Origin of the sequence: Acinetobacter bereziniae (assembly GCF_016576965.1) — a bacterium.
GTDB lineage: Bacteria > Pseudomonadota > Gammaproteobacteria > Pseudomonadales > Moraxellaceae > Acinetobacter > Acinetobacter bereziniae.
On sequence record NZ_CP066119.1, the window covers coordinates 987,349 to 1,006,265 of the forward strand.

Consider the following 18,917-nt stretch of genomic DNA (forward strand, 5'->3'; position numbering starts at 1 on the left):
GGTACTCATTTAAAGCATAAGAAGTTCAGTGTTTGTATATTTTTACATCAAAAAAAACAACTTCAAGTATATTTTTAACAAGTTCAGACTTAAGTCTAATAAATATAAATTGAGCAATCTGGTGCATAATTAATCAAAGTTCTTTGATTGAGATGATTTAAAATTAAAGAAAAAATAAAGGCTTAAAAAATTCTTACATAATTATAATACGACTTTGATCTATATATTTTTTAAATAAATACTGAAAATTAACTCAAAATATTGGATTAATTTAGGCACTCAATCTAAGCTAACTTCATAACAACGAAGTGTTCTAAATCTGAACAATCAAATACCGAGTGGATTTGGCTCTTCGATTGATGAAATCCTAATATTATTACAGGAACATATCATGACTACATACCAAACAGCGATTGATGCAATCCGTGAATTAAAAGCAAAATTCGGAAGCACATGGCGCGATATTAGCCCAGAAGATGCTGCTCGTATGCAGATGCAAAACCAATTCAAAACTGGTTTAGATATCGCTAAATACACAGCTGCGATCATGCGTCGTGATATGGCTGAATATGATGCAGATTCTAGCAAATATACTCAATCATTAGGTTGCTGGCATGGTTTCATCGCGCAACAAAAAATGATCGCGAACAAAAAATATTTCGGTACAACAAGCAAACGTTACATCTACCTTTCTGGTTGGATGGTTGCTGCACTTCGTTCAGAATTCGGTCCTCTTCCTGACCAATCTATGCACGAAAAAACTTCTGTACCTGCATTGATCGAAGAAATCTATACATTCTTACGTCAAGCTGATGCGAAAGAATTAAACGATTTATTCCGTGCGCTTAAAAAAGCTCAAGAAGCAGGTGATACTGCAAAAGCTGCTGAAATTACTGCTCAAATCGATGGTTTCCAAACTCACGTTGTGCCAATTATTGCGGACATCGATGCTGGTTTCGGTAACGAAGAAGCAACTTATTTACTTGCGCGTAAAATGATTGAAGCTGGTGCTTGTGCCCTTCAAATCGAAAACCAAGTATCTGATGCGAAACAATGTGGTCACCAAGCTGGTAAAGTAACAGTTCCACACGAAGACTTCATCGCTAAAATCCATGCATTACGTTATGCATTCTTAGAAATGGGTCTTGATGACGGTATCATCGTTGCACGTACTGACTCTGAAGGCGCTGACTTGACTCAAAAAATCCCAGTGGTTAAAGAGCCAGGTGACATTGCTTCTCAATATATCAGCTACTTAGATACTCAAGAAATTGATATTGCTGATGCTCAAGAAGATGAAATCTTGATCAAACGTGATGGTAAATTACACCGTCCTAAGCGTTTAGCTTCTGGCTTATATCAATTCCGTGAAGGTACTCAAATTGACCGTGTTGTACTTGACTGTGTGTCTAGCTTACAAAATGGTGCTGACCTTCTTTGGATCGAAACTGCAACTCCAAACGTTGAAGAAATCGCTCACATGGTTAACCGTGTACGTGAAACAGTTCCAAATGCGAAGCTTGTTTATAACAACAGCCCATCATTCAACTGGACTTTAAACTTCCGTCAACAAGCTTACGATCGTTGGGTTGCTGAAGGTAAAGATGTTTCTGCTTACGACCGTGCTAAATTAATGAGCGCTGAGTACGATAACACTGAATTAGCTGCTGATGCTGATGCAAAAATCCGTACTTTCCAAGCAGATGCTTCTCGTGAAGCAGGTGTATTCCATCACTTGATCACACTTCCGACTTACCACACTGCTGCGCTTTCAACTCATGAGCTTGCACAAGGTTACTTCGGTTCTGAAGGTATGTTGGCTTATGTTGCTGGCGTACAGCGTAAAGAAATCCGCGGTGGTATTGCTTGTGTTAAACACCAAGCAATGGCTGGTTCAGACATCGGTGATGATCACAAAGAAATCTTCTCTGGTGACAATGCACTTAAAGCGCATGACGATGCTAAAAACACAATGAACCAATTCGCTGCTCACTAAGCACTGACTTGATTCGAAGAACCCAGCGTAAGCTGGGTTTTTTTTGGTTAATGATAAGTTATATCTTTCAAGGTGTATTTGTGAAGTAAACTGGTGATTATTTTGAATAACTCTATGTTTTAACTTCAACAATGGATCTTCATGAGAGGGAGAATAAGGTCACAAAAAAGTCACCTAGCATTAATCCTAAAATCTTTGATGTTTGGTGATCGTCAATATTTATATCTAATACAAAAAATTAGTACACAATCATATATGCGTTGCTCTAGCTTTACTATTCATAAAAAAACACCCGATGATATTCATCGAGCGTTTGTATCAAATAAGTCTAAACTTTTTAAAAGTTCGTCATTATTCCTTTTGAATGTTTAAGCAAACTTTGCCAATACTTCTAAGAAACCTTCTTTTTGACGCGGGTATTCAGCAATCACGTCATGAATACGCTGACCTTCGGGATTGGTTGCATTAATGTCACGACCATCAGCGACAAACTTAGTCAATAAGCGTTCATAATCAAAAGGACGCATATGCTTAAAAGCATGATACAACACATGGAAATCTGTGTTGATTCCTTCAGGAGGAAGTTGATCTAAATAGGCAAATACACGCTCGTCTGACCATTCTTCATTGAACGTTGCTGGCTGTGAAAGTGCCATAACAGCATCTCCTCAAAAAATCTAAATCTAATTGTTTATCTTAGTTTGCAGCATTATATAAAAGCTATTGATATTTACGCTAATACGGATAAATACAATATTTAGCTGAATAAAATCTAAAATAAAAGGGCAAAATATCTAGCAAGAGTAAAAGCGATGCTTTTCTAACTCCGCGACATATTTTGCCCTGAATCAATTCACTTGACTAATCAATAATGAAATTATCGTTCTTCAGGTAAATTGATATTCATTTCCAACATTTCAATGTTGGCTTCTGAACGAACTTGCATTTGAATATGCTGTTCATCCACACCACGTACATAACGATTGACCACTTGCATGATTTCTTTTTTCATTTGATCAATCTTGTCTTGGCTCAGGCGTTTGCCCAAACCATTTTCAGAAGCAACAATAACTTTTAAGCGATCTTTAGCAGTTTGGGCGCTAGATGGTTTGTCATCGTTGCTAAAAAGTTTACTCCAAAATCCTGCCATTTCTACGCTCCAAATAATCGTGCTAACCAACCCTTAGGTTTCACTGTAATGTGACGATAAGGACGTTCTTCACCCAAGAAACGAGCAACTAAATCATCATACGCTTGTCCAGCAGAAGCTTCTTGGTAAAGAATGACAGGTTTACCTTCATTCGATGCCTGAAGCACACTTGGACACTCTGGAATAACACCAAGAGTAGGCACACGTAAGATATCTTTAGAAATATCGTCAATGGTCAACATTTCTTGTTTATCGGCACGTTCAGGGTTAAAACGTGTGATACATAAATGTTTACGAACACGTCCTTCGTTGTTTTCAACTTTTTTCGTTTTGCTGTCGAGCATTCCAATAATACGGTCAGAATCTCGAACAGAAGAAATCTCAGGGTTGGTCACAATAATGGCTTCATCTGCATGATACATGGCTAAAATCGCACCACGTTCAATCCCTGCAGGTGAGTCACAAATAATGTAATCAAACTCTTGAGAAAGTTCATCAATTACACGTGCGACACCATCATCGCTTAAGGCATCTTTATCACGTGTTTGTGATGCAGGTAAAATATATAAATTTTCAATATCTTTATCACGAATCAAGGCTTGTTGTAAGCGCGCTTCGTTATTGATGACATTAACAAAATCATAAACAACACGACGTTCACAGCCCATAATCAAATCAAGATTACGCAACCCCACATCGAAATCAATCACAACAGTTTTATGACCACGTAGGGCTAATCCTGTTGCAAAAGATGCACTCGTCGTAGTTTTACCTACGCCACCTTTGCCTGATGTAACGACAACAATTTTGGCCACCGAATCCACTCCTGTTATGGTCATTTACTCGATTGAACGAGTTTTATATGGTGTTTAATTTATACCTTAAAATTGCAAAGCTTCAAATACTAGCTCTTGCTGATCATTCAAGTAAATTTGTACAGCTTTTTTTATGACATCTTGCGGAATATCATCTGCTACACAATATGTTCCTGCTATAGAAACCAATTCGGCTTCTAATGAATGACAAAAAATTCTTGCAGTGGTATTCCCACCTGCACCAGCGATGACTCTACCACGAACACTGCCATAGATATGTATATTTCCTGAAGCAATGACTTCTGAACCACTATTGATACCAGCATTTAGAATGACATCGCCGTGGTCTTGAACAATACATTGCCCAGTTCTTAAAATTTCATCATGATATGAGGTTGCATGACTTAATGTTTTAGGCGTATTCACTGTTGCAGTTTTTGTTGGTTGATCAGGCTGTTTTACAGGTGTTTCAACCACTTGTTCTTTGGTGGGTTTAATCCGCTGTAAAGGACGATCGGCAGGCAAAACAGGGAATTGAATTGCTCTGGCTTGATCACCCAACAAACCATCAATCACAGCCATTGGCTGTAAATCTAAGCTGATAATCAATTGAATCAAGGCGATAAGCTCTTGTTCAACTGTGGTATCAATAATGACCAAAGCCCCTTGATAAGAGGTTTCACTCATCATTGAAGTTAATTGCTGGCGGATGGCATCATGATCATTAGTATCGAAGGTTAATCGGGTAAAATTAACCATTCTGCCTGTAATCCGTATATCAGCCATAATTGTTCCTTAAAAGGCTTGTGACCTAAATTTTTCTATCTAAAGTCAAATTGTAAATTAGGGCAAATGCTAGAACATATTCAATGATTTCTCTAGCAAAGATACAAATATTTTCAATGAATTGCTTATTCTTTGAATCACTCAATCTTTGACCTGATCATTTTTTTCTAATTCAATTTGCCATTGTTTTACTTTCACTTGCTTTCTCAATGATTCTAAACTTTCATAGACAACAGATTCAACTAATTCTTCAAGATGCTGATTTTCAATATTTATCTGACTTAGCTTGGTAGAAATAAGTTGATAAGTTGCATTTGGATTTTGAACACTACCTTGGGTAAATGGTTGCACTAAGCCTTGAGTAATGTTTTCTCCCAGTTGTTGTCCAATATTTTGAATTTGATTTTCAATCATGCTGCCTGCAATCGGAATCAATCTTAATAATTGAGTGAGTTGGGGGGTATCTTCAATGGCTTGACGAACGATTTGCCCGACATTGTGGGTAATTTGAGTGCTTTGTGCTTTTAATTCTACAGCCAAAGACTCCTGTAAAATTTCAGCCAAAGTCTGTGCAAAACGTTCTCGGTGGTGATCCACCAAGTCATGAATGATCTTTTTATGACTCGAACTGGTGTCAAGTTCATGTTTAATTCCATCAATCACAGTGATGACAACACGGTCAGAAAGTTCTTCCATCAGTACACGATAATAAAAGACGATACGTCTCATGATACTGTCAGGAATGACCTTATAGCCTAATTCATGAAAATGATATGCAATGATGCCTGCCCGAATTAAACGTAAAAAACGTAGATAGGGGATAATGGCTAAAATTTCATACCAGTGAATAAAGGGGAAGAAGAACCAACGGGCATGATGTTTGTTGACAATAGCAATCAACCAGCGGATGCCCAACTCAACAACTAAGAAAGTAATAAACCAACTTTCTGTTTTAATCACCCAGGGATGTAAATCCGTTTTGTAGTACTGTAATACTTGGGGAAGGTGAATTTCACTAAACAACCAATCGCCAAAATTACTCATCAAAAAGGCATTGGCACATAAACAGAATAAGTTAAACACAATGATAAACATCATAAAGATGTCATAACCAAATGATATCCACCATCCTCGTGACATCTCTTGTTTGGGTTGTGCCTCTTGTTGAGGGGCGTTAACTTGCTCTGTCATGCCAATCCTTTACATTGAATTTACAAAAAAGCTGAGATTAGCTTTTATATTTTTCTTTCATGGTGCTGATCAACTGATCTTTTTCAGCCCATAACTGATCCACCCAATTTTGAAAACGTTGACGATATTCCGCATCGTCTTCATAGTTCCCGCCCGGTACCCAATCTGGAATTTCAATTTTACGCATATTTACAGCGATTCGGGGCACTTCACCCAACCAAAATTCACCGTAACCAGGTGCACCATCTGGATAAACAATGGTCATGTCCACCAAAGCATCAATTTGATCACCCAAGATACTTAAAGCAAGCGCTAATCCTCCTGCTTTCGGTTTAAGCAGATGGGTGAAAGGAGAGTGTTGTTGATCATGCTTTTGTTGGGTAAATCGTGTACCTTCCAAATAGTTTAATAGGGTGAATGGCTGGCTGAGAAGCTGTTCACAGGCTTTTCGTGCTTCCTCCAAATCGCGATATTTGAGTTCTGGATTTTTTGCAATTTGCGCTTTACTATGTCGCTTCATCATTGGGAAGCCTAAAATTTTAAAGGCTTGCCCAACAAAGGGAATAAATATAAGTTCCCATTTGGTGAAAAAACGGGTCAAAGGCATACGAGTTAAGCCGAAGTATTGGTTGACTGTGGTATCTACCCAGCTTTGATGGTTACAGGTCATTAAATAACGTCCCTGCATATTCAGATCGAGATTGTCATCAACACTGATATCCCATTGTGTTTCTGGTAAAACATGGTCAATCAACCAGTTATTTATAGCTAGCCAGCTATTGGTGATATTAATGTTGGTTTCATCCACTTTCTTGGACTTTTTAAACAATTTAGTCAGACCTAAAGCAAGCACTGGCGGACCATGAAAAAAAGTACTCCCAGTGATCACTGTACCAACGGTTAGACCTTTCGTAATTTTTTTTAAAATAGGTTGCTTCTGCTGCTGAGATGACATAGAACAGTCCTAGTGATTTATGGTGAATGTGTGCTCAAAGTACACAATATAGTCGTTACGATTTAATTTAAAAAGGTACATTTAATGACTATGTATAAATTATGATGATCAGTTTTGTTAATTTCGTTGCAAATATTACAAAATGTAAAAAAAAATGTGAATTTTAACAAAACGTCTATAGTGGCGCTTTGTTTTTTATACCAAAATTACCCTAACAAAAAACACAACTTGGAGGCATGCAATGCGTGCACTATTAATTACAACACTTACAGCTGGGGCTCTCGTACTTTCTGGCTGTCAAACAACTGGTAATAACATCGGCGGTATGGAATACGACAAATCTGCTTTAGGTGGTTTGATCGGTGCGGCAGCAGGTTATGGTTTGTCTCGTGGTAACGCAAACAGTTCTGCACAAAACAACCGTGCAGCAGCAATTGGCGCACTTTTAGGTGCGGGTGCTGGTCTTTACCTTGACAATAAAGAGAAAAAATTACGTCAACAAATGCAGGGTACTGGTGTAGAAGTTAGCCGTAATCCAGATGGCTCTGTTGCATTGATTATGCCAGGTAGCATTACTTTTGATACCAACAAGGCAAACATCAAACCTAACTTCTACGGTACGTTGAACAAAGTTGTTCAAACATTGAAAGAAGACAACAAGAGTGTAATTCTTGTGACTGGTTATACTGATAATACTGGTAATGATTCAATCAATATCCCATTGTCACAAAACCGTGCTGCTTCTGTAGCAAACTATTTGAGAGGTCAAGGTGTTCAAAGCCGTATTGATACTCAAGGTTATGGTTCACAAAACCCAATCGCAGATAACTCAACTGCTGCTGGTCGTGAACAAAACCGTCGTGTAGAAATCAGCATTTACGCTGCAAGCTAAAAACGATAAATACTTATTCTTTTTTTAGTTTAAGTGTTTGAAAAGGAATCATAATTTTATGATTCCTTTTTTATTTTATGGTTGATATAGCAGATGATTCACTATTAACTGGTGATTTAATGCTAAAAAAGTGCTGATGTATCTAGCCTATATTTCACTCAAGCAAACTATTTGGAAAATAATCGACAATGATTGTTTAAGGAGAATAGGGAGTGTCTTAAATGGCTGAGCAACCAACTGCAATTTAAAATGGGCTTAATCATTGTATAAAAAAAGGTAGTGATTGAAACTCAACAAGCAAAATAGATCACCAAATACGCTATTTAAAGTAAACCATCTAGACGTGGTTTTTTTATGTCGGAAAAATTCAAATTAAGCATTTTGCAAGTCTACTTTAGATGACTATAATCGAGCTCGAAGTTTGATGAGGATGAACAATGTCGAAAGCAAGTCAACTGAATGACAAGCAACTTGAAGCCATGAAATATACTCAAGGACCCTTGTTAGTACTTGCAGGGGCGGGTTCAGGTAAAACTTCAGTAATTACAAGAAAAATTGCTTATCTTGTACAGCAATGTGGTATTCCTGCACACCGAATTACAGCAATGACCTTTACCAACAAAGCAGCGCGTGAAATGAAAGAGCGTGTTGGTAAATTATTGGGTAAAGAAGAAGGTAAAGGGCTCTCAGTCTCAACTTTCCATACCTTTGGTTTAAATCTATTACGTATAGAGCTTAAAAATACACCACTTAAAAATAATTTTTCAATTCTTGACTCGGATGATTGTAAACGAATCCTGATGGACTTAATGCATCGTGATAATTTGTCAGGTGCTGAAAGTAAAGATTTGATTGCCAAAGCCATGAAGAAGATCTCTGATTGGAAAAATGATCTGATTGTGCCTGAGCAAGCACATACCACCTGTGAAACACCCGAAGATGTCCAATTTGCCCATTTGTATCAGCTATATGAGCGAAACTTACGTGCTTATAATGCAGTAGATTTTGATGATCTTATTGTGATGCCAACACGCCTGTTACAAGAGAATGCCGAAGTGCGTGATCGTTGGCAGAACCGTGTGCGTTATTTGTTGGTAGACGAATATCAGGATACCAATACAGCCCAATATATTTTGGTAAAATTATTGGTCGGGGTCATGGGGCAATTCACTGCTGTAGGCGACGATGACCAGTCCATTTATGCATGGCGTGGTGCCAAGCCTGAGAATATGGCGTTACTTAAAGAGGATTTCCGCAATTTAAAAGTCATCAAGCTTGAGCAAAACTACCGATCAACCAGTCGTATCTTAAAAGCAGCCAACCATGTAATCGAAAACAATCCGCATATTTTTGATAAAAAATTGTGGAGTGATAAAGGGCATGGTGAAGTGATTCGAGTGATTACTTGCCGTAATGATGATGATGAATCAGAACGTGTCGTTAAAGACTTGCTTACGCATAAATTAATGAATGGTAAGAATTGGAAGGATTATGCGGTGCTTTATCGTGGTAACTTCCAAGCTCGTGTACTGGAAACTCAACTTCGACAAATGCAGATTCCTTATAAGTTATCGGGCGGACAATCATTCTTTGGACGCGCTGAAATTAAGGATGTCATGAGCTATTTGCGTGTCATTATTAACCCTGAAGACGATAGTGCATTCCTACGCATCATCAATACGCCTAAACGTGCCATTGGTCCAGTGACATTGGAAAAATTGGGGCTATTTGCGCAGGAAAACCATTTATCTTTATTGGCAGCAGCCAGTGATCAGCGTTTGACAATGGTGATGCCGAAAAAGGCAACCACACAGTTGGCTGAGTTTGCAGGCTTTATCAATGATTTTACTCGTGAATTGTTGGATGACGATGAACCTGTTCCTAAAATTCGTCAGATGATGAATGAAGCTGGTTATATTGATTATCTTCGTGAAACTGCGGCGACGCCGGCACAAGAAAAAACCAAACTGGATAATGTCGAAATGCTTTATACCAGCATCCAGAGTTTAATCAATCGTGCAGAAGATGTGGATGAAAAGAACATTGAAAGTGTAATTCGTAAAATGGTCTTACTGGATATGTTAGAGCAGCAACAGGAAGATGAAGACACTGATAAAGTTAATCTTTTGACACTGCATGCATCCAAAGGTTTGGAATTTCCATTTGTTTATATTATGGGCTTGGAAGAAGAACTTTTACCACATAAGAACTCGATTGCCGCGGAAACCATTGAGGAAGAACGCCGTCTCATGTATGTGGGCATTACCCGTGCACAACAAGGTTTAACTTTAACTTTGGCTGAGCAGCGTAAAAACGGTGGGCAAATGAAGCAAATGACGCCGAGTCGCTTTTTAGATGAACTGCCACAGGATGAGCTGGATTGGTTGGGGCGTAAGAAAAAACTTGCTGAAAATGTTGATCCAAAACAACAGGCTCAACAGTATTTACAGAATCTAAAAGCGTTATTAAAACGCTAATTTTGAAATATGCACTTTGCTTGTTCTGTAGCCTGACTGTTGATACACAGGCAACTTAGCAAGAGTGCAAAGTGCATTTAATTTTTTTATTTAAGCAAGGATTTCAATATGAAAGTTCAAGTAAAGGTACTTGATCGACGTTTAGGTCAAGCATGGCCAATGCCTACATATGCAACTACAGGCTCTGCAGGTTTGGATTTGCGCGCATGTGTTGATGAGGCGATTCAAATTGAACCAGGTCAAACCGTTTTAGTAAAAACAGGGATGGCGATTTATATCGAAGATCCTCAATTTGCAGGCTTAATTTTACCGCGTTCGGGCTTAGGTCATAAGCATGGTATCGTGTTGGGTAATTTAGTTGGATTGATTGATTCAGACTATCAAGGTGAATTGATGGTTTCTGTGTGGAATCGTGGTCAAACAACGTTTACTTTAGAACCTGGTGAGCGCTTGGCACAATATGTGTTGGTACCTGTAATTCAAGCGCAATTTGATATTGTGGATGAGTTTGAGGCGACAGAACGCGGTGCTGGTGGCTTTGGTCATACAGGCAAAAACTAATCGTTTAACACTTGTTTAAAAAGCCTGAATTATCAGGCTTTTTAAAGTATTTTTTTGATATGTAACAAAAAGTATGTATAAAGCCAAGTAGAAAACTGAATATATTATGAAGAATTTGTTGATAAATTGCATTGAGCCCTAGAATAAATTCTCAAATAAATGAATTGTTTACTCATCATGATCAAAATGAAAGTTGAGTAATAGAGGGTTGGCAAATAGAAGTTTTTGCTTATGATGAAAATGAATGATTTTCCTTTTCAAATTTTCCGTGCATATGACATTCGTGGAAAAGTTGAAATGATGAAACCTGAGTTAATTCAGGGCATTGCTGATGCCTTGGCAAATCAACTCATTGAAAAGGGTCAATCACAAGTGGCTTTGGGCTATGATGCACGTTTAAGCAGCCCCGTTTTTGCTCAAATTATCAAACAAGTATTTCAACATAAAGACATCGATGTGACTGAAATAGGGTGTTGTTCCACACCGCAATTGTATTTTGCCGCACGTAATACGCAGGGAAATGGCATTATGGTGACCGCCAGCCATAACCCTAAAACGGATAACGGTATTAAATGGATTATTCAGTCTGAGCCACCATCTCCAGAAATGATCCAACATATTGGGGTTCAAGCCGCACAATATTTGCAAAACACCCAGTCTGTGGAGCGTATGCCAGTATCAGGGGTTAAAACAACATCGCACCACATTAAATCTGAGTTCTGTTTATCTTATCAATCCACACTACTTAACGATATTCAATTAACCAGACCTTTAAAAGTGGTGATTGATGGTTTAAATGGTTCGGCTGGGTTTTGTGCCAATCTTGTGTTGAAGAAGCTCGGTTGCGAAGTAATTGCTTTGCGTTGTAATGCGGATGGTAATTTTCCAGATCATGCACCAGATCCATCACAAGCGACACATTTAGAATTATTACGTCAGAATGTACTCAATCATCAAGCGGATATAGGGATTGCTTTAGATGGTGATGGAGATCGGGTTGTTTTACTGGATGAAAATGCGCATATCATTTCGGCTGATCGACTGTTGGCTCTATTTGCACAAATGTGTTTAAAAGATCATCCACAACATGAAATTGTTTTTGATGTGAAATGTTCATCTATGGTGCGTCAGGTCGTCGAGCACTTAGGTGGACAAGCGAAAATGATTCGTACAGGCAGTAGTTTTTTACGCAAGTATATGTCGCAGTCAAAAGGACATGCTGTGTTTGGTGGCGAGTATGCGGGTCATTATGTATTTAACGACGGGCGTGGGCTTGGCTATGACGATGGCTTATATGCTGCTTTGCGTGTGATGGAATACTTATGTCATTTTCCTCAAGCCACATTGTCAGAAATTTTAGCTACTTATCCTGATCGTTTTTATACTGAAGATACTTATATCAGTACCCACCATACAGATCCAAAAATTGTGCTGAATGAAATTGAGCATCTCAGTCATCAGTTTGGTGCTGAATTAAGTAAAATTGATGGGGTTCGACTTGATTTTGAACATGGGTTCGGCATTATTCGCGCATCCAATACGGGGGAGTATTTTACCGTTCGTTTTGATGCCGATTGTCAAAATCGTTTAGATGAGATTCGTCAGACATTTGCGTCTATGCTCCATGATCGCTATCCTATGATCGCCCAAGATATTTTACAGGCACATTGATTTTTTGCACGATCCATACTCATCGATCAAGTCGCTATAGCTCATTAAGGAGAGACGAATGCCACACCAGCACACTGGCATCGACAAAGCACAAATTTTGACAGAAGCTTTGCCGTATATTCAACGCTTTTCAGGTAAAACGCTAGTTGTGAAGTATGGTGGTAACGCAATGACTGATCCTGCATTGGAAAGTTCATTTGCGCGCGATATTGTCTTGCTGAAGACCGTCGGATTAAATCCAATTGTTGTACATGGTGGTGGTCCACAAGTGGATTCATTATTAAAACAGTTAGGACGTGAGTCTGATCGTATTGATGGAATGCGTGTAACTGATCCAGCAACCATGGAAGTGGTTGAAATGGTTTTAGGTGGCAGCGTGAACAAATCAATCGTCAACTTGATCAATAAGCATGGTGGTCGCGCAATTGGTTTAACAGGTAAAGACGGTAATTTATTACGTGCCAAAAAGCTGTTGATGGAAAAAACCCAAGATGATGGTACAGTGACCCAGATTGACTTAGGTCTTGTGGGAGAAGTGACTGGTGTAAAGACCGATGTCTTGGAAATGTTTACACAAAGTGATTTTATCCCAGTGATCGCACCGCTTGGTGTGGATGAAGATGGTCAAACTTATAATATCAATGCAGATTTAGTGGCGGGTAAAGTTGCAGAAGCTTTAGGTGCTGAAAAACTGATCTTGTTGACCAATATTAGCGGTGTTTTAGATGAAAATAAAAATCTACTCACTGGACTCAGTACACAAGAAGTTGATCGCCTAATCGAAACAGGGGTGATCTATGGTGGCATGATTCCAAAAGTAGGCTGTGCTTTAGATGCCGTAAAAGGTGGGGTGGTCAGTGCACATATTGTTGATGGTCGTGTACCTCATGCAACATTATTAGAAATCTTTACTGATCATGGTGTGGGTACTTTGATTACCAACCGCTCAAAGTCCAATCACGCATAAATCTATTTTTGTCTGATCAAAGCCAGTGTTTTTACACTGGTTTTTTATTGGGGGAGGGATTTATCCCCTATCACCGTTTGTAGTGTGTTTTAAAATGGTCATTTTTTCGTCATATAAGTGTCATGTGGATTGCCTAGTGTAAGTAAAAGCTCAAGGAGTCTAAAAATATGTTCGCAAAATTAAATCAGTATCGTCAGAACTTCCAGAACTTCAATTTACCTTTGCCTAAACCTAAAAAAGCACAGTCACAATATAAATTTGAATGGGTTGAAGACCTTAAACAGCTTAAAGAAGTACAAAAATTCCGCGCAGTACAATTTGCAGATCAGTTTGGTATCCACTTTGAAAATGGTTTAGATCAAGATCTTTATGATCTTGATTGTGAACATGCCGTACTAAGAGATAAGTGGAGCAATGAAATTGTTGCTTATACCCGTTTAAAATTGATCCAAGGTCATGAGCTTGCGCGTAGTTATAGCGCGCAAGAATTTGATGTTTCACAGTTCTCAGACCTATCAAATATTGTTGAAATTGGGCGTACCTGTGTCCATCCTCGCTATCGTAATGGACGCGCGCTGTCGATGCTTTGGTTAAATCTAGTTCCTACAGTACTTTGGAAAATGAAAGCCAAACATCTGATGGGCTGTGTCAGCATTCGTTTGGAAGACAATAAAGCACGTGCTTACTATACTCACCAACATCTTAAAAAAATGACGGCTAAGCAATCAATTGATGTTAAGGCTAAACCCGCTTTTGAACCCAGCCATCCAGAATACAGTTTTCCACAAGATGAAAGAATTCCAAAACTATTTGATGTGTATTTGAAAATGAATGCACGCTTATCAAAGCAGGCATATCATGATGAAGCATTCAATTGCTTGGATTATTTTGTATTTCTCGATGTCAATGAAGTCGCAAAAAAATTCGTACTCAATAAAATGGTTAATCGCTAAGTTTAAATGATCAAAGGGTACTGCCTAAGTTTTTATACTTGCCGATGAAGTATGAAAGCCTAAAGATATCCTTTTTTTCTTTCAATCCCCAATTTCACTCCTTTGGTCTAATATCCGCTTGTATGCTGTTATTTTCAGTTATTGAGATTTGCAAGCGGAAGCGGAGTCATGCACAATATTCTTATAAATAAAACGCTGTATGAATACGCTATGTGCCAATTGCTTGGAATGAACTGTGCTGCACCCACCGATATTACATTTTCGTTTCGTGGGTTTTCTCAACGTGCAGGAATAACCTCTGATCATTCTGATGGGTTTGGTATTGCTTTTTTTGAAGATAAAGCTTGTCGCTTATTTGTGCATAATCAATCTGCAGTCGTATCGCCAATTGCTGAGTTGGTACGTAATTATCCGATTAAATCACGCAATGTGATTGCACATATTCGTAAGGCAACACAAGGTAAAATCACTTTAGAAAATTCACATCCTTTCATTCGTGAATTGTGGGGGAGACAATGGATTTTTGCACATAATGGCGACTTACTTAATTTTCATCCGCATTTGTCGGGGCGCTTTACGCCTGTAGGCAGTACAGACAGTGAATTGGCATTTTGCTATTTACTCGAACAGCTGGTTTTAAGATTTGGTTATTTTGAGCCAAGTCTAAATGATATTTTTGCTTTACTAGAAGAAATCTCTCCTAAAATTGCAGAATACGGTACTTTTAATTTCTGTCTTTCCAATGGACAAGCATTATTTAGTTATGCGACGACCAAACTGCATTGGATTGTTAGAGAGTATCCTTTTAAATATGCACGTTTAATTGATATTGATGTCGATATCGATTTTAGTCAATTTACCACCAAAGAAGATCGTGTAGCTGTAATAACAACAGAACCGTTGACTCAAAATGAAGTATGGACAGCTTATAAACCAGGTGAAATGATTTTATTTAAAGAAGGAAAGGTGATAAAAACTGCAACCACCTATGTCGAGCGCTTGGTGCGTGAAGCTGCTGACCCGAGTTTAGTCAGAATAACCAAGGCAGATCAGCATTAGTTTAATATTAATTGATGAGTTGAAATAACTATGTATCTAATCTAATGAATTAAACCTATAAATAGATAATTAAATCATCTATAAAATCATTTGAATTTTAATATTGGTTAAAAAATATCTTACTCTTTTAGTTTGATTAATAATATTAATTTAATATAAACAATAACTTAAATAATAATGCGGTTTTTTTAATGAATCCCGAGTAATACGGTTCATTTTTATTTGACTTGATTCTCGTTAATATGGATTTTAAAGGTCAAGACATTATTTTTTAAGGTGATCGTATGAAGATGAAATGGATTCCAGAATATAATACTGGTATCGATGTGATTGACGATCAACATAGAAGGATTTTGGATTACATCAATGAAATTGATGAAATTGGTATAGCAACGGATCGTGTTCGTATTAAACAAATACTCGATAATATTATCGACTATACGCAATCACATTTTACATTTGAAGAAAGTTTACAAGAAGAAGCAGGTTATAAATATCGTGTTCCTCATAAACGTGTCCATGATTTATTTATCAAGCGTATAGAAAGTTACCGTGAAAGTTTTGAGCAAGGTCATTCAATCGAAAAAGAATTACATGAAGTCTTGTCTAAATGGTTAATTAATCATATTCAGCACGATGACGCTGATTATGTTGGAGCTGTGAAATTAAATATGATGGGGATCATTAAAGAAAATGAAAAGAAAAAAGGCAAGAATTGGTTTGCACGATTTTTTTCATAACCTCATGCTGATTTCAGCCTAAGTTATGGAAATGACCAGCTCTCTAATTAAAAAAATTCAGAGGGGATAAAAAGAAATAAGAGCGATTATAAAAAAGTCTAGCGCAGCAAATCATCGAGGGGTGATTTGCTTTTTTCTTTTAAGCTTTGATTTTCAGCATCGACAAAGGCAAAATAGCAGAACTTTTTACGAAACACCTCATGCAGGATAATTCTATGTCACGATGGTTATCGCCGCTCATGGCATTTTGTTTATCATTCATGATTATCGCAGGCTTAGCACCAAGTCTGGGTATTCAAATTGATCGACAAATTGATTTTTGGATATTGTGGTTAGTGTCAATGCTGATTTTGGCATTGCCGATTACCTATTTAGAGGTTGCTTTAGCAAAACGCTCTAAAACAACCGCATTAAATGCCTTGTCTAGCTTAACTCGTGACGCAGATGCATCACAATCCTGGCGTATTGTAGGATGGTTGGCAGTCATTTTTATTCCATTCTTAGCGGGTGGCATACTTTCAAATATTAGTGCTAGTGCTGTACATATTGCTCAACTTCCAGTTGCGCCACATTTGATTTTTGTTGGCAGTGCTGTCGTTGCTTTTGCATTATCTTTTGTTCCGCGTCAGTTCTTGGTCGGTTTAACAACAGTTGGCGTATTGGTTTCATTGGCTTTGGCTCAGGTTTTTGGAACAGGTTTGCAGACTTGGCATGTGACACCTGTTGAGTTTAAAGAGTGGGGTAATGCCACAATTTTAGCTTTAGTTGCAACAGGTTTAGGTCTTGGGTTGTATTGGCAAACAAGCTTGCTCAATGTCCAACAGCGCAATGAGGCAAGCAAAACCGCTCTACCGATCTGGATTGCACAATTGATTGCAGTAATAGCATTTGGTTTCTTTGCTGTTTCATCACAAATTCCAGCTTATGCATTATTATTTACTGCGATTATTTCCGCTGCTCTATTATTACAATTGAGCAAAGAACAGTTAGTGCAACGCCAAGTGGCTGTGGTAATTCAATTTGCTGTGCTTTTGGTGGCATTATTTATTTGGGCGATTCCAAACATTTCGATGATATTTAATCCATTGTTAATGATCTGGGGGTTGTTGATTTGTTTGATTTATTCAATATTTGTGGGTTGGATGATGAAAATCAGTCACTTACGAAAAGCTATTAATTTCAGTTCAGAAGGCTTTTATAATATTTGGCGTATTGCAGTGCGTATCATTTTACCTTTAGCCATTTTAATGGCATTGGTTGCATATATCGGACAATTTATTTAAGGGTATTGGTGAATCAAGTGGCTAAAATTTGGGTAGCATATGCTACCGAAAAGCAACAATTTCACATTGAGTTACAATTTTCTCCGGGGATGAGCGTTGCTGATGCAATTGCCCAAAGTGGTCTGGCGGAGCAAGTAGAATTGCCTGAAAATTTTAGTTTTGGCATCTTTGGTGTCAAGATTAAAGATCAAGCACATTTGTTAGAAGCTGGTGATCGTGTTGAAATCTATAGAGCTTTAACCATTAATCCCAAAGACATTCGTCGTAATCGCGCCAAAGCCAATCCTGTTGGGCGTTATTGCCGTGGAAATCGTTATCAGCAATTACTCTTCAAATCTTAAGCGATTATAGCTAATCGCTTTAAACAATTGAATGCATATGAAAAACCCCTCAAAGAGGGGTTTCTTTTTATGACAAAGTGTCTATAGTGGGGGCGCATTCAATATTGCTTCTTTAGAAGCGGGTAAACCGGGTTGTGACTCAGGAATGGTTTCCAAACCTTCGATTTTGTTTACAATACCTGATTGATCAAAATAAACCTTTAAGTGTTGACCATGTGCTGCTGGAATTTTTGCTTTTTTTGCATAAGTTCCAGGGATATAGTTGTAAATGTAATCCCAACGTCCAGGATTCATTGGATCTGAAATTGTTGGGCTACCCAGTAAGAATCTCACTTGCTGGTAGGTCATACCGACTTGAATTTTTGAAGCTTGAGCTTGGGTTAATGGTGTTCCTTGAGGTATATCAACTTTGTATACTCCAAATACAGAGCAACCACCAAGTAAAGAAGCGACGAATAACGTCAGCATGATTTTTTGCATTTTGCTACACTATCCCAAATTAATTATGATGCAATTGATCCAAGGATAGATCATACTGCATCTCAACTCTGTTGCATATTCCAACTTAAAATTTGTTGAGAGACCTTTTTATATGCCTATTTCAAATCAAGATTTACGCAAAGCTGGACTTAAAGTTACCCTACCACGAATCAAGATTTTGGAATTATTAGAAAATTCAAGACAACACCACTTGAGCGCGGAAGACATTTATAAAACATTACTCGAACAAGGTGAAGATGTTGGTCTAGCGACCGTATATCGTGTGTTAACACAATTTGAGGCTGCTGGAATTATTCAGCGTCATCATTTTGAAAACAATCATTCTGTTTTCGAAATTATGCAAGAAGATCATCATGATCATTTGGTTTGCCAAAATTGTAATAAAGTCGTTGAATTTACTAATGATATCATTGAGCATGAACAACATACAGTTGCTGAGAAGCATGGTTTCCAGTTAACTGGTCATTCTCTAAATCTATATGGTTATTGTGATGAGCCTGAATGTCAGGAAGCTTATCGTAAGCGTTAAAATCACATAAATACAACAAATGAAAAGGGAGCTTTTAGAAGCTCCCTTTT

The 18,917-nt window shown here is 37.9% G+C and carries 19 protein-coding genes; 12 read left to right on the forward strand and 7 right to left on the reverse strand.

From position 1 onward, the window contains the following. The first annotated feature begins 391 nt into the window (after window positions 1-391). Window positions 392-1,996 carry an isocitrate lyase gene (locus tag I9192_RS04515; RefSeq protein ID WP_004828022.1) on the forward strand — a complete coding sequence of 535 codons (1,605 nt, stop codon included), beginning with the start codon at window positions 392-394 and terminating at the stop codon, window positions 1,994-1,996. Between the two features lie 368 nt (window positions 1,997-2,364). On the opposite strand, the gene I9192_RS04520 is transcribed toward I9192_RS04515, so the two are convergent. The 6 genes from I9192_RS04520 to I9192_RS04545 all read right to left on the reverse strand — a co-directional run bounded on the left by I9192_RS04520 (window position 2,365) and on the right by I9192_RS04545 (window position 6,893). Beyond that, the gene (locus I9192_RS04520; protein WP_004828024.1) at window positions 2,365-2,652 is read right to left on the reverse strand and encodes a PA4642 family protein; all 288 of its coding nucleotides are present in this window, start codon (window positions 2,650-2,652) and stop codon (window positions 2,365-2,367) included. 221 nt (window positions 2,653-2,873) lie between these two features. Then, window positions 2,874-3,146, reverse strand: a complete 273-nt coding sequence (minE, locus tag I9192_RS04525; RefSeq protein ID WP_004722763.1) for a cell division topological specificity factor MinE — start codon at window positions 3,144-3,146, stop codon at window positions 2,874-2,876. 2 nt (window positions 3,147-3,148) lie between these two features. Next, the gene (gene minD, locus I9192_RS04530) at window positions 3,149-3,961 is read right to left on the reverse strand and encodes a septum site-determining protein MinD (RefSeq protein ID WP_004722761.1); all 813 of its coding nucleotides are present in this window, start codon (window positions 3,959-3,961) and stop codon (window positions 3,149-3,151) included. Window positions 3,962-4,027: 66 nt separating this feature from the next. Then, the gene (gene minC, locus I9192_RS04535) at window positions 4,028-4,747 is read right to left on the reverse strand and encodes a septum site-determining protein MinC (RefSeq protein ID WP_005030853.1); all 720 of its coding nucleotides are present in this window, start codon (window positions 4,745-4,747) and stop codon (window positions 4,028-4,030) included. 141 nt (window positions 4,748-4,888) lie between these two features. Continuing rightward, window positions 4,889-5,938: a hypothetical protein gene (locus tag I9192_RS04540; protein ID WP_005030852.1), complete on the reverse strand. Its 1,050-nt coding sequence runs from the start codon at window positions 5,936-5,938 to the stop codon at window positions 4,889-4,891. A gap of 37 nt (window positions 5,939-5,975) precedes the next feature. Then, the gene (locus tag I9192_RS04545; protein ID WP_005030850.1) at window positions 5,976-6,893 is read right to left on the reverse strand and encodes an acyltransferase; all 918 of its coding nucleotides are present in this window, start codon (window positions 6,891-6,893) and stop codon (window positions 5,976-5,978) included. A 241-nt stretch (window positions 6,894-7,134) separates the two neighbouring features. Here I9192_RS04545 and I9192_RS04550 point away from each other — a divergent pair, with 241 nt between their 5' ends. The 10 genes from I9192_RS04550 to I9192_RS04595 all read left to right on the forward strand — a co-directional run bounded on the left by I9192_RS04550 (window position 7,135) and on the right by I9192_RS04595 (window position 17,837). Further along, window positions 7,135-7,785 carry an OmpA family protein gene (locus I9192_RS04550; RefSeq protein ID WP_004828032.1) on the forward strand — a complete coding sequence of 217 codons (651 nt, stop codon included), beginning with the start codon at window positions 7,135-7,137 and terminating at the stop codon, window positions 7,783-7,785. A 437-nt stretch (window positions 7,786-8,222) separates the two neighbouring features. Next, window positions 8,223-10,262, forward strand: a complete 2,040-nt coding sequence (locus I9192_RS04555; RefSeq protein WP_004828034.1) for a UvrD-helicase domain-containing protein — start codon at window positions 8,223-8,225, stop codon at window positions 10,260-10,262. Between the two features lie 108 nt (window positions 10,263-10,370). Then, window positions 10,371-10,823, forward strand: coding sequence for a dUTP diphosphatase (gene dut, locus I9192_RS04560; protein WP_005030849.1), 453 nt, complete (start codon window positions 10,371-10,373; stop codon window positions 10,821-10,823). Between the two features lie 231 nt (window positions 10,824-11,054). After that, window positions 11,055-12,494 (forward strand): phosphomannomutase/phosphoglucomutase, encoded by a 1,440-nt coding sequence (locus I9192_RS04565; RefSeq protein ID WP_005030848.1) that lies wholly within the window; start codon window positions 11,055-11,057, stop codon window positions 12,492-12,494. 58 nt (window positions 12,495-12,552) lie between these two features. Then, the gene (gene argB, locus I9192_RS04570) at window positions 12,553-13,461 is read left to right on the forward strand and encodes an acetylglutamate kinase (RefSeq protein ID WP_004828038.1); all 909 of its coding nucleotides are present in this window, start codon (window positions 12,553-12,555) and stop codon (window positions 13,459-13,461) included. Window positions 13,462-13,628: 167 nt separating this feature from the next. After that, window positions 13,629-14,414: a GNAT family N-acetyltransferase gene (locus tag I9192_RS04575; protein ID WP_005030847.1), complete on the forward strand. Its 786-nt coding sequence runs from the start codon at window positions 13,629-13,631 to the stop codon at window positions 14,412-14,414. 210 nt (window positions 14,415-14,624) lie between these two features. After that, window positions 14,625-15,473, forward strand: a complete 849-nt coding sequence (locus tag I9192_RS04580; protein ID WP_200150410.1) for a class II glutamine amidotransferase — start codon at window positions 14,625-14,627, stop codon at window positions 15,471-15,473. A 284-nt stretch (window positions 15,474-15,757) separates the two neighbouring features. Continuing rightward, complete coding sequence (locus I9192_RS04585; RefSeq protein WP_004828043.1) at window positions 15,758-16,213, forward strand: bacteriohemerythrin; 456 nt, start codon at window positions 15,758-15,760, stop codon at window positions 16,211-16,213. 200 nt (window positions 16,214-16,413) lie between these two features. Next, window positions 16,414-17,496: a membrane protein gene (locus tag I9192_RS04590; protein WP_034708196.1), complete on the forward strand. Its 1,083-nt coding sequence runs from the start codon at window positions 16,414-16,416 to the stop codon at window positions 17,494-17,496. 17 nt (window positions 17,497-17,513) lie between these two features. Beyond that, the gene (locus I9192_RS04595; protein ID WP_010591161.1) at window positions 17,514-17,837 is read left to right on the forward strand and encodes an RnfH family protein; all 324 of its coding nucleotides are present in this window, start codon (window positions 17,514-17,516) and stop codon (window positions 17,835-17,837) included. An 81-nt stretch (window positions 17,838-17,918) separates the two neighbouring features. On the opposite strand, the gene I9192_RS04600 is transcribed toward I9192_RS04595, so the two are convergent. Then, window positions 17,919-18,317, reverse strand: coding sequence for an outer membrane protein assembly factor BamE (locus I9192_RS04600; RefSeq protein ID WP_004828048.1), 399 nt, complete (start codon window positions 18,315-18,317; stop codon window positions 17,919-17,921). Between the two features lie 112 nt (window positions 18,318-18,429). Here I9192_RS04600 and fur point away from each other — a divergent pair, with 112 nt between their 5' ends. Then, window positions 18,430-18,867, forward strand: a complete 438-nt coding sequence (gene fur / locus I9192_RS04605) for a ferric iron uptake transcriptional regulator (protein WP_004828050.1) — start codon at window positions 18,430-18,432, stop codon at window positions 18,865-18,867. The last annotated feature ends 50 nt before the right edge of the window (window positions 18,868-18,917 follow it).

What these genes read in the sequence shown, in the direction of transcription:
- I9192_RS04555 (WP_004828034.1), top strand. Translation starts at nt 8,223, where the DNA reads ATGTCGAAAGCAAGTCAACTGAATGACAAGCAACTTGAAGCCATGAAA.
- I9192_RS04590 (WP_034708196.1), top strand. Translation starts at nt 16,414, where the DNA reads ATGCAGGATAATTCTATGTCACGATGGTTATCGCCGCTCATGGCATTT.
- I9192_RS04550 (WP_004828032.1), top strand. Translation starts at nt 7,135, where the DNA reads ATGCGTGCACTATTAATTACAACACTTACAGCTGGGGCTCTCGTACTT.
- argB (WP_004828038.1), top strand. Translation starts at nt 12,553, where the DNA reads ATGCCACACCAGCACACTGGCATCGACAAAGCACAAATTTTGACAGAA.
- I9192_RS04585 (WP_004828043.1), top strand. Translation starts at nt 15,758, where the DNA reads ATGAAGATGAAATGGATTCCAGAATATAATACTGGTATCGATGTGATT.
- I9192_RS04600 (WP_004828048.1), bottom strand. Translation starts at nt 18,317, where the DNA reads ATGCAAAAAATCATGCTGACGTTATTCGTCGCTTCTTTACTTGGTGGT.
- dut (WP_005030849.1), top strand. Translation starts at nt 10,371, where the DNA reads ATGAAAGTTCAAGTAAAGGTACTTGATCGACGTTTAGGTCAAGCATGG.
- minE (WP_004722763.1), bottom strand. Translation starts at nt 3,146, where the DNA reads ATGGCAGGATTTTGGAGTAAACTTTTTAGCAACGATGACAAACCATCT.
- I9192_RS04520 (WP_004828024.1), bottom strand. Translation starts at nt 2,652, where the DNA reads ATGGCACTTTCACAGCCAGCAACGTTCAATGAAGAATGGTCAGACGAG.
- I9192_RS04545 (WP_005030850.1), bottom strand. Translation starts at nt 6,893, where the DNA reads ATGTCATCTCAGCAGCAGAAGCAACCTATTTTAAAAAAAATTACGAAA.
- I9192_RS04575 (WP_005030847.1), top strand. Translation starts at nt 13,629, where the DNA reads ATGTTCGCAAAATTAAATCAGTATCGTCAGAACTTCCAGAACTTCAAT.
- I9192_RS04515 (WP_004828022.1), top strand. Translation starts at nt 392, where the DNA reads ATGACTACATACCAAACAGCGATTGATGCAATCCGTGAATTAAAAGCA.
- fur (WP_004828050.1), top strand. Translation starts at nt 18,430, where the DNA reads ATGCCTATTTCAAATCAAGATTTACGCAAAGCTGGACTTAAAGTTACC.
- I9192_RS04565 (WP_005030848.1), top strand. Translation starts at nt 11,055, where the DNA reads ATGATGAAAATGAATGATTTTCCTTTTCAAATTTTCCGTGCATATGAC.
- I9192_RS04540 (WP_005030852.1), bottom strand. Translation starts at nt 5,938, where the DNA reads ATGACAGAGCAAGTTAACGCCCCTCAACAAGAGGCACAACCCAAACAA.
- minC (WP_005030853.1), bottom strand. Translation starts at nt 4,747, where the DNA reads ATGGCTGATATACGGATTACAGGCAGAATGGTTAATTTTACCCGATTA.
- I9192_RS04580 (WP_200150410.1), top strand. Translation starts at nt 14,625, where the DNA reads ATGTGCCAATTGCTTGGAATGAACTGTGCTGCACCCACCGATATTACA.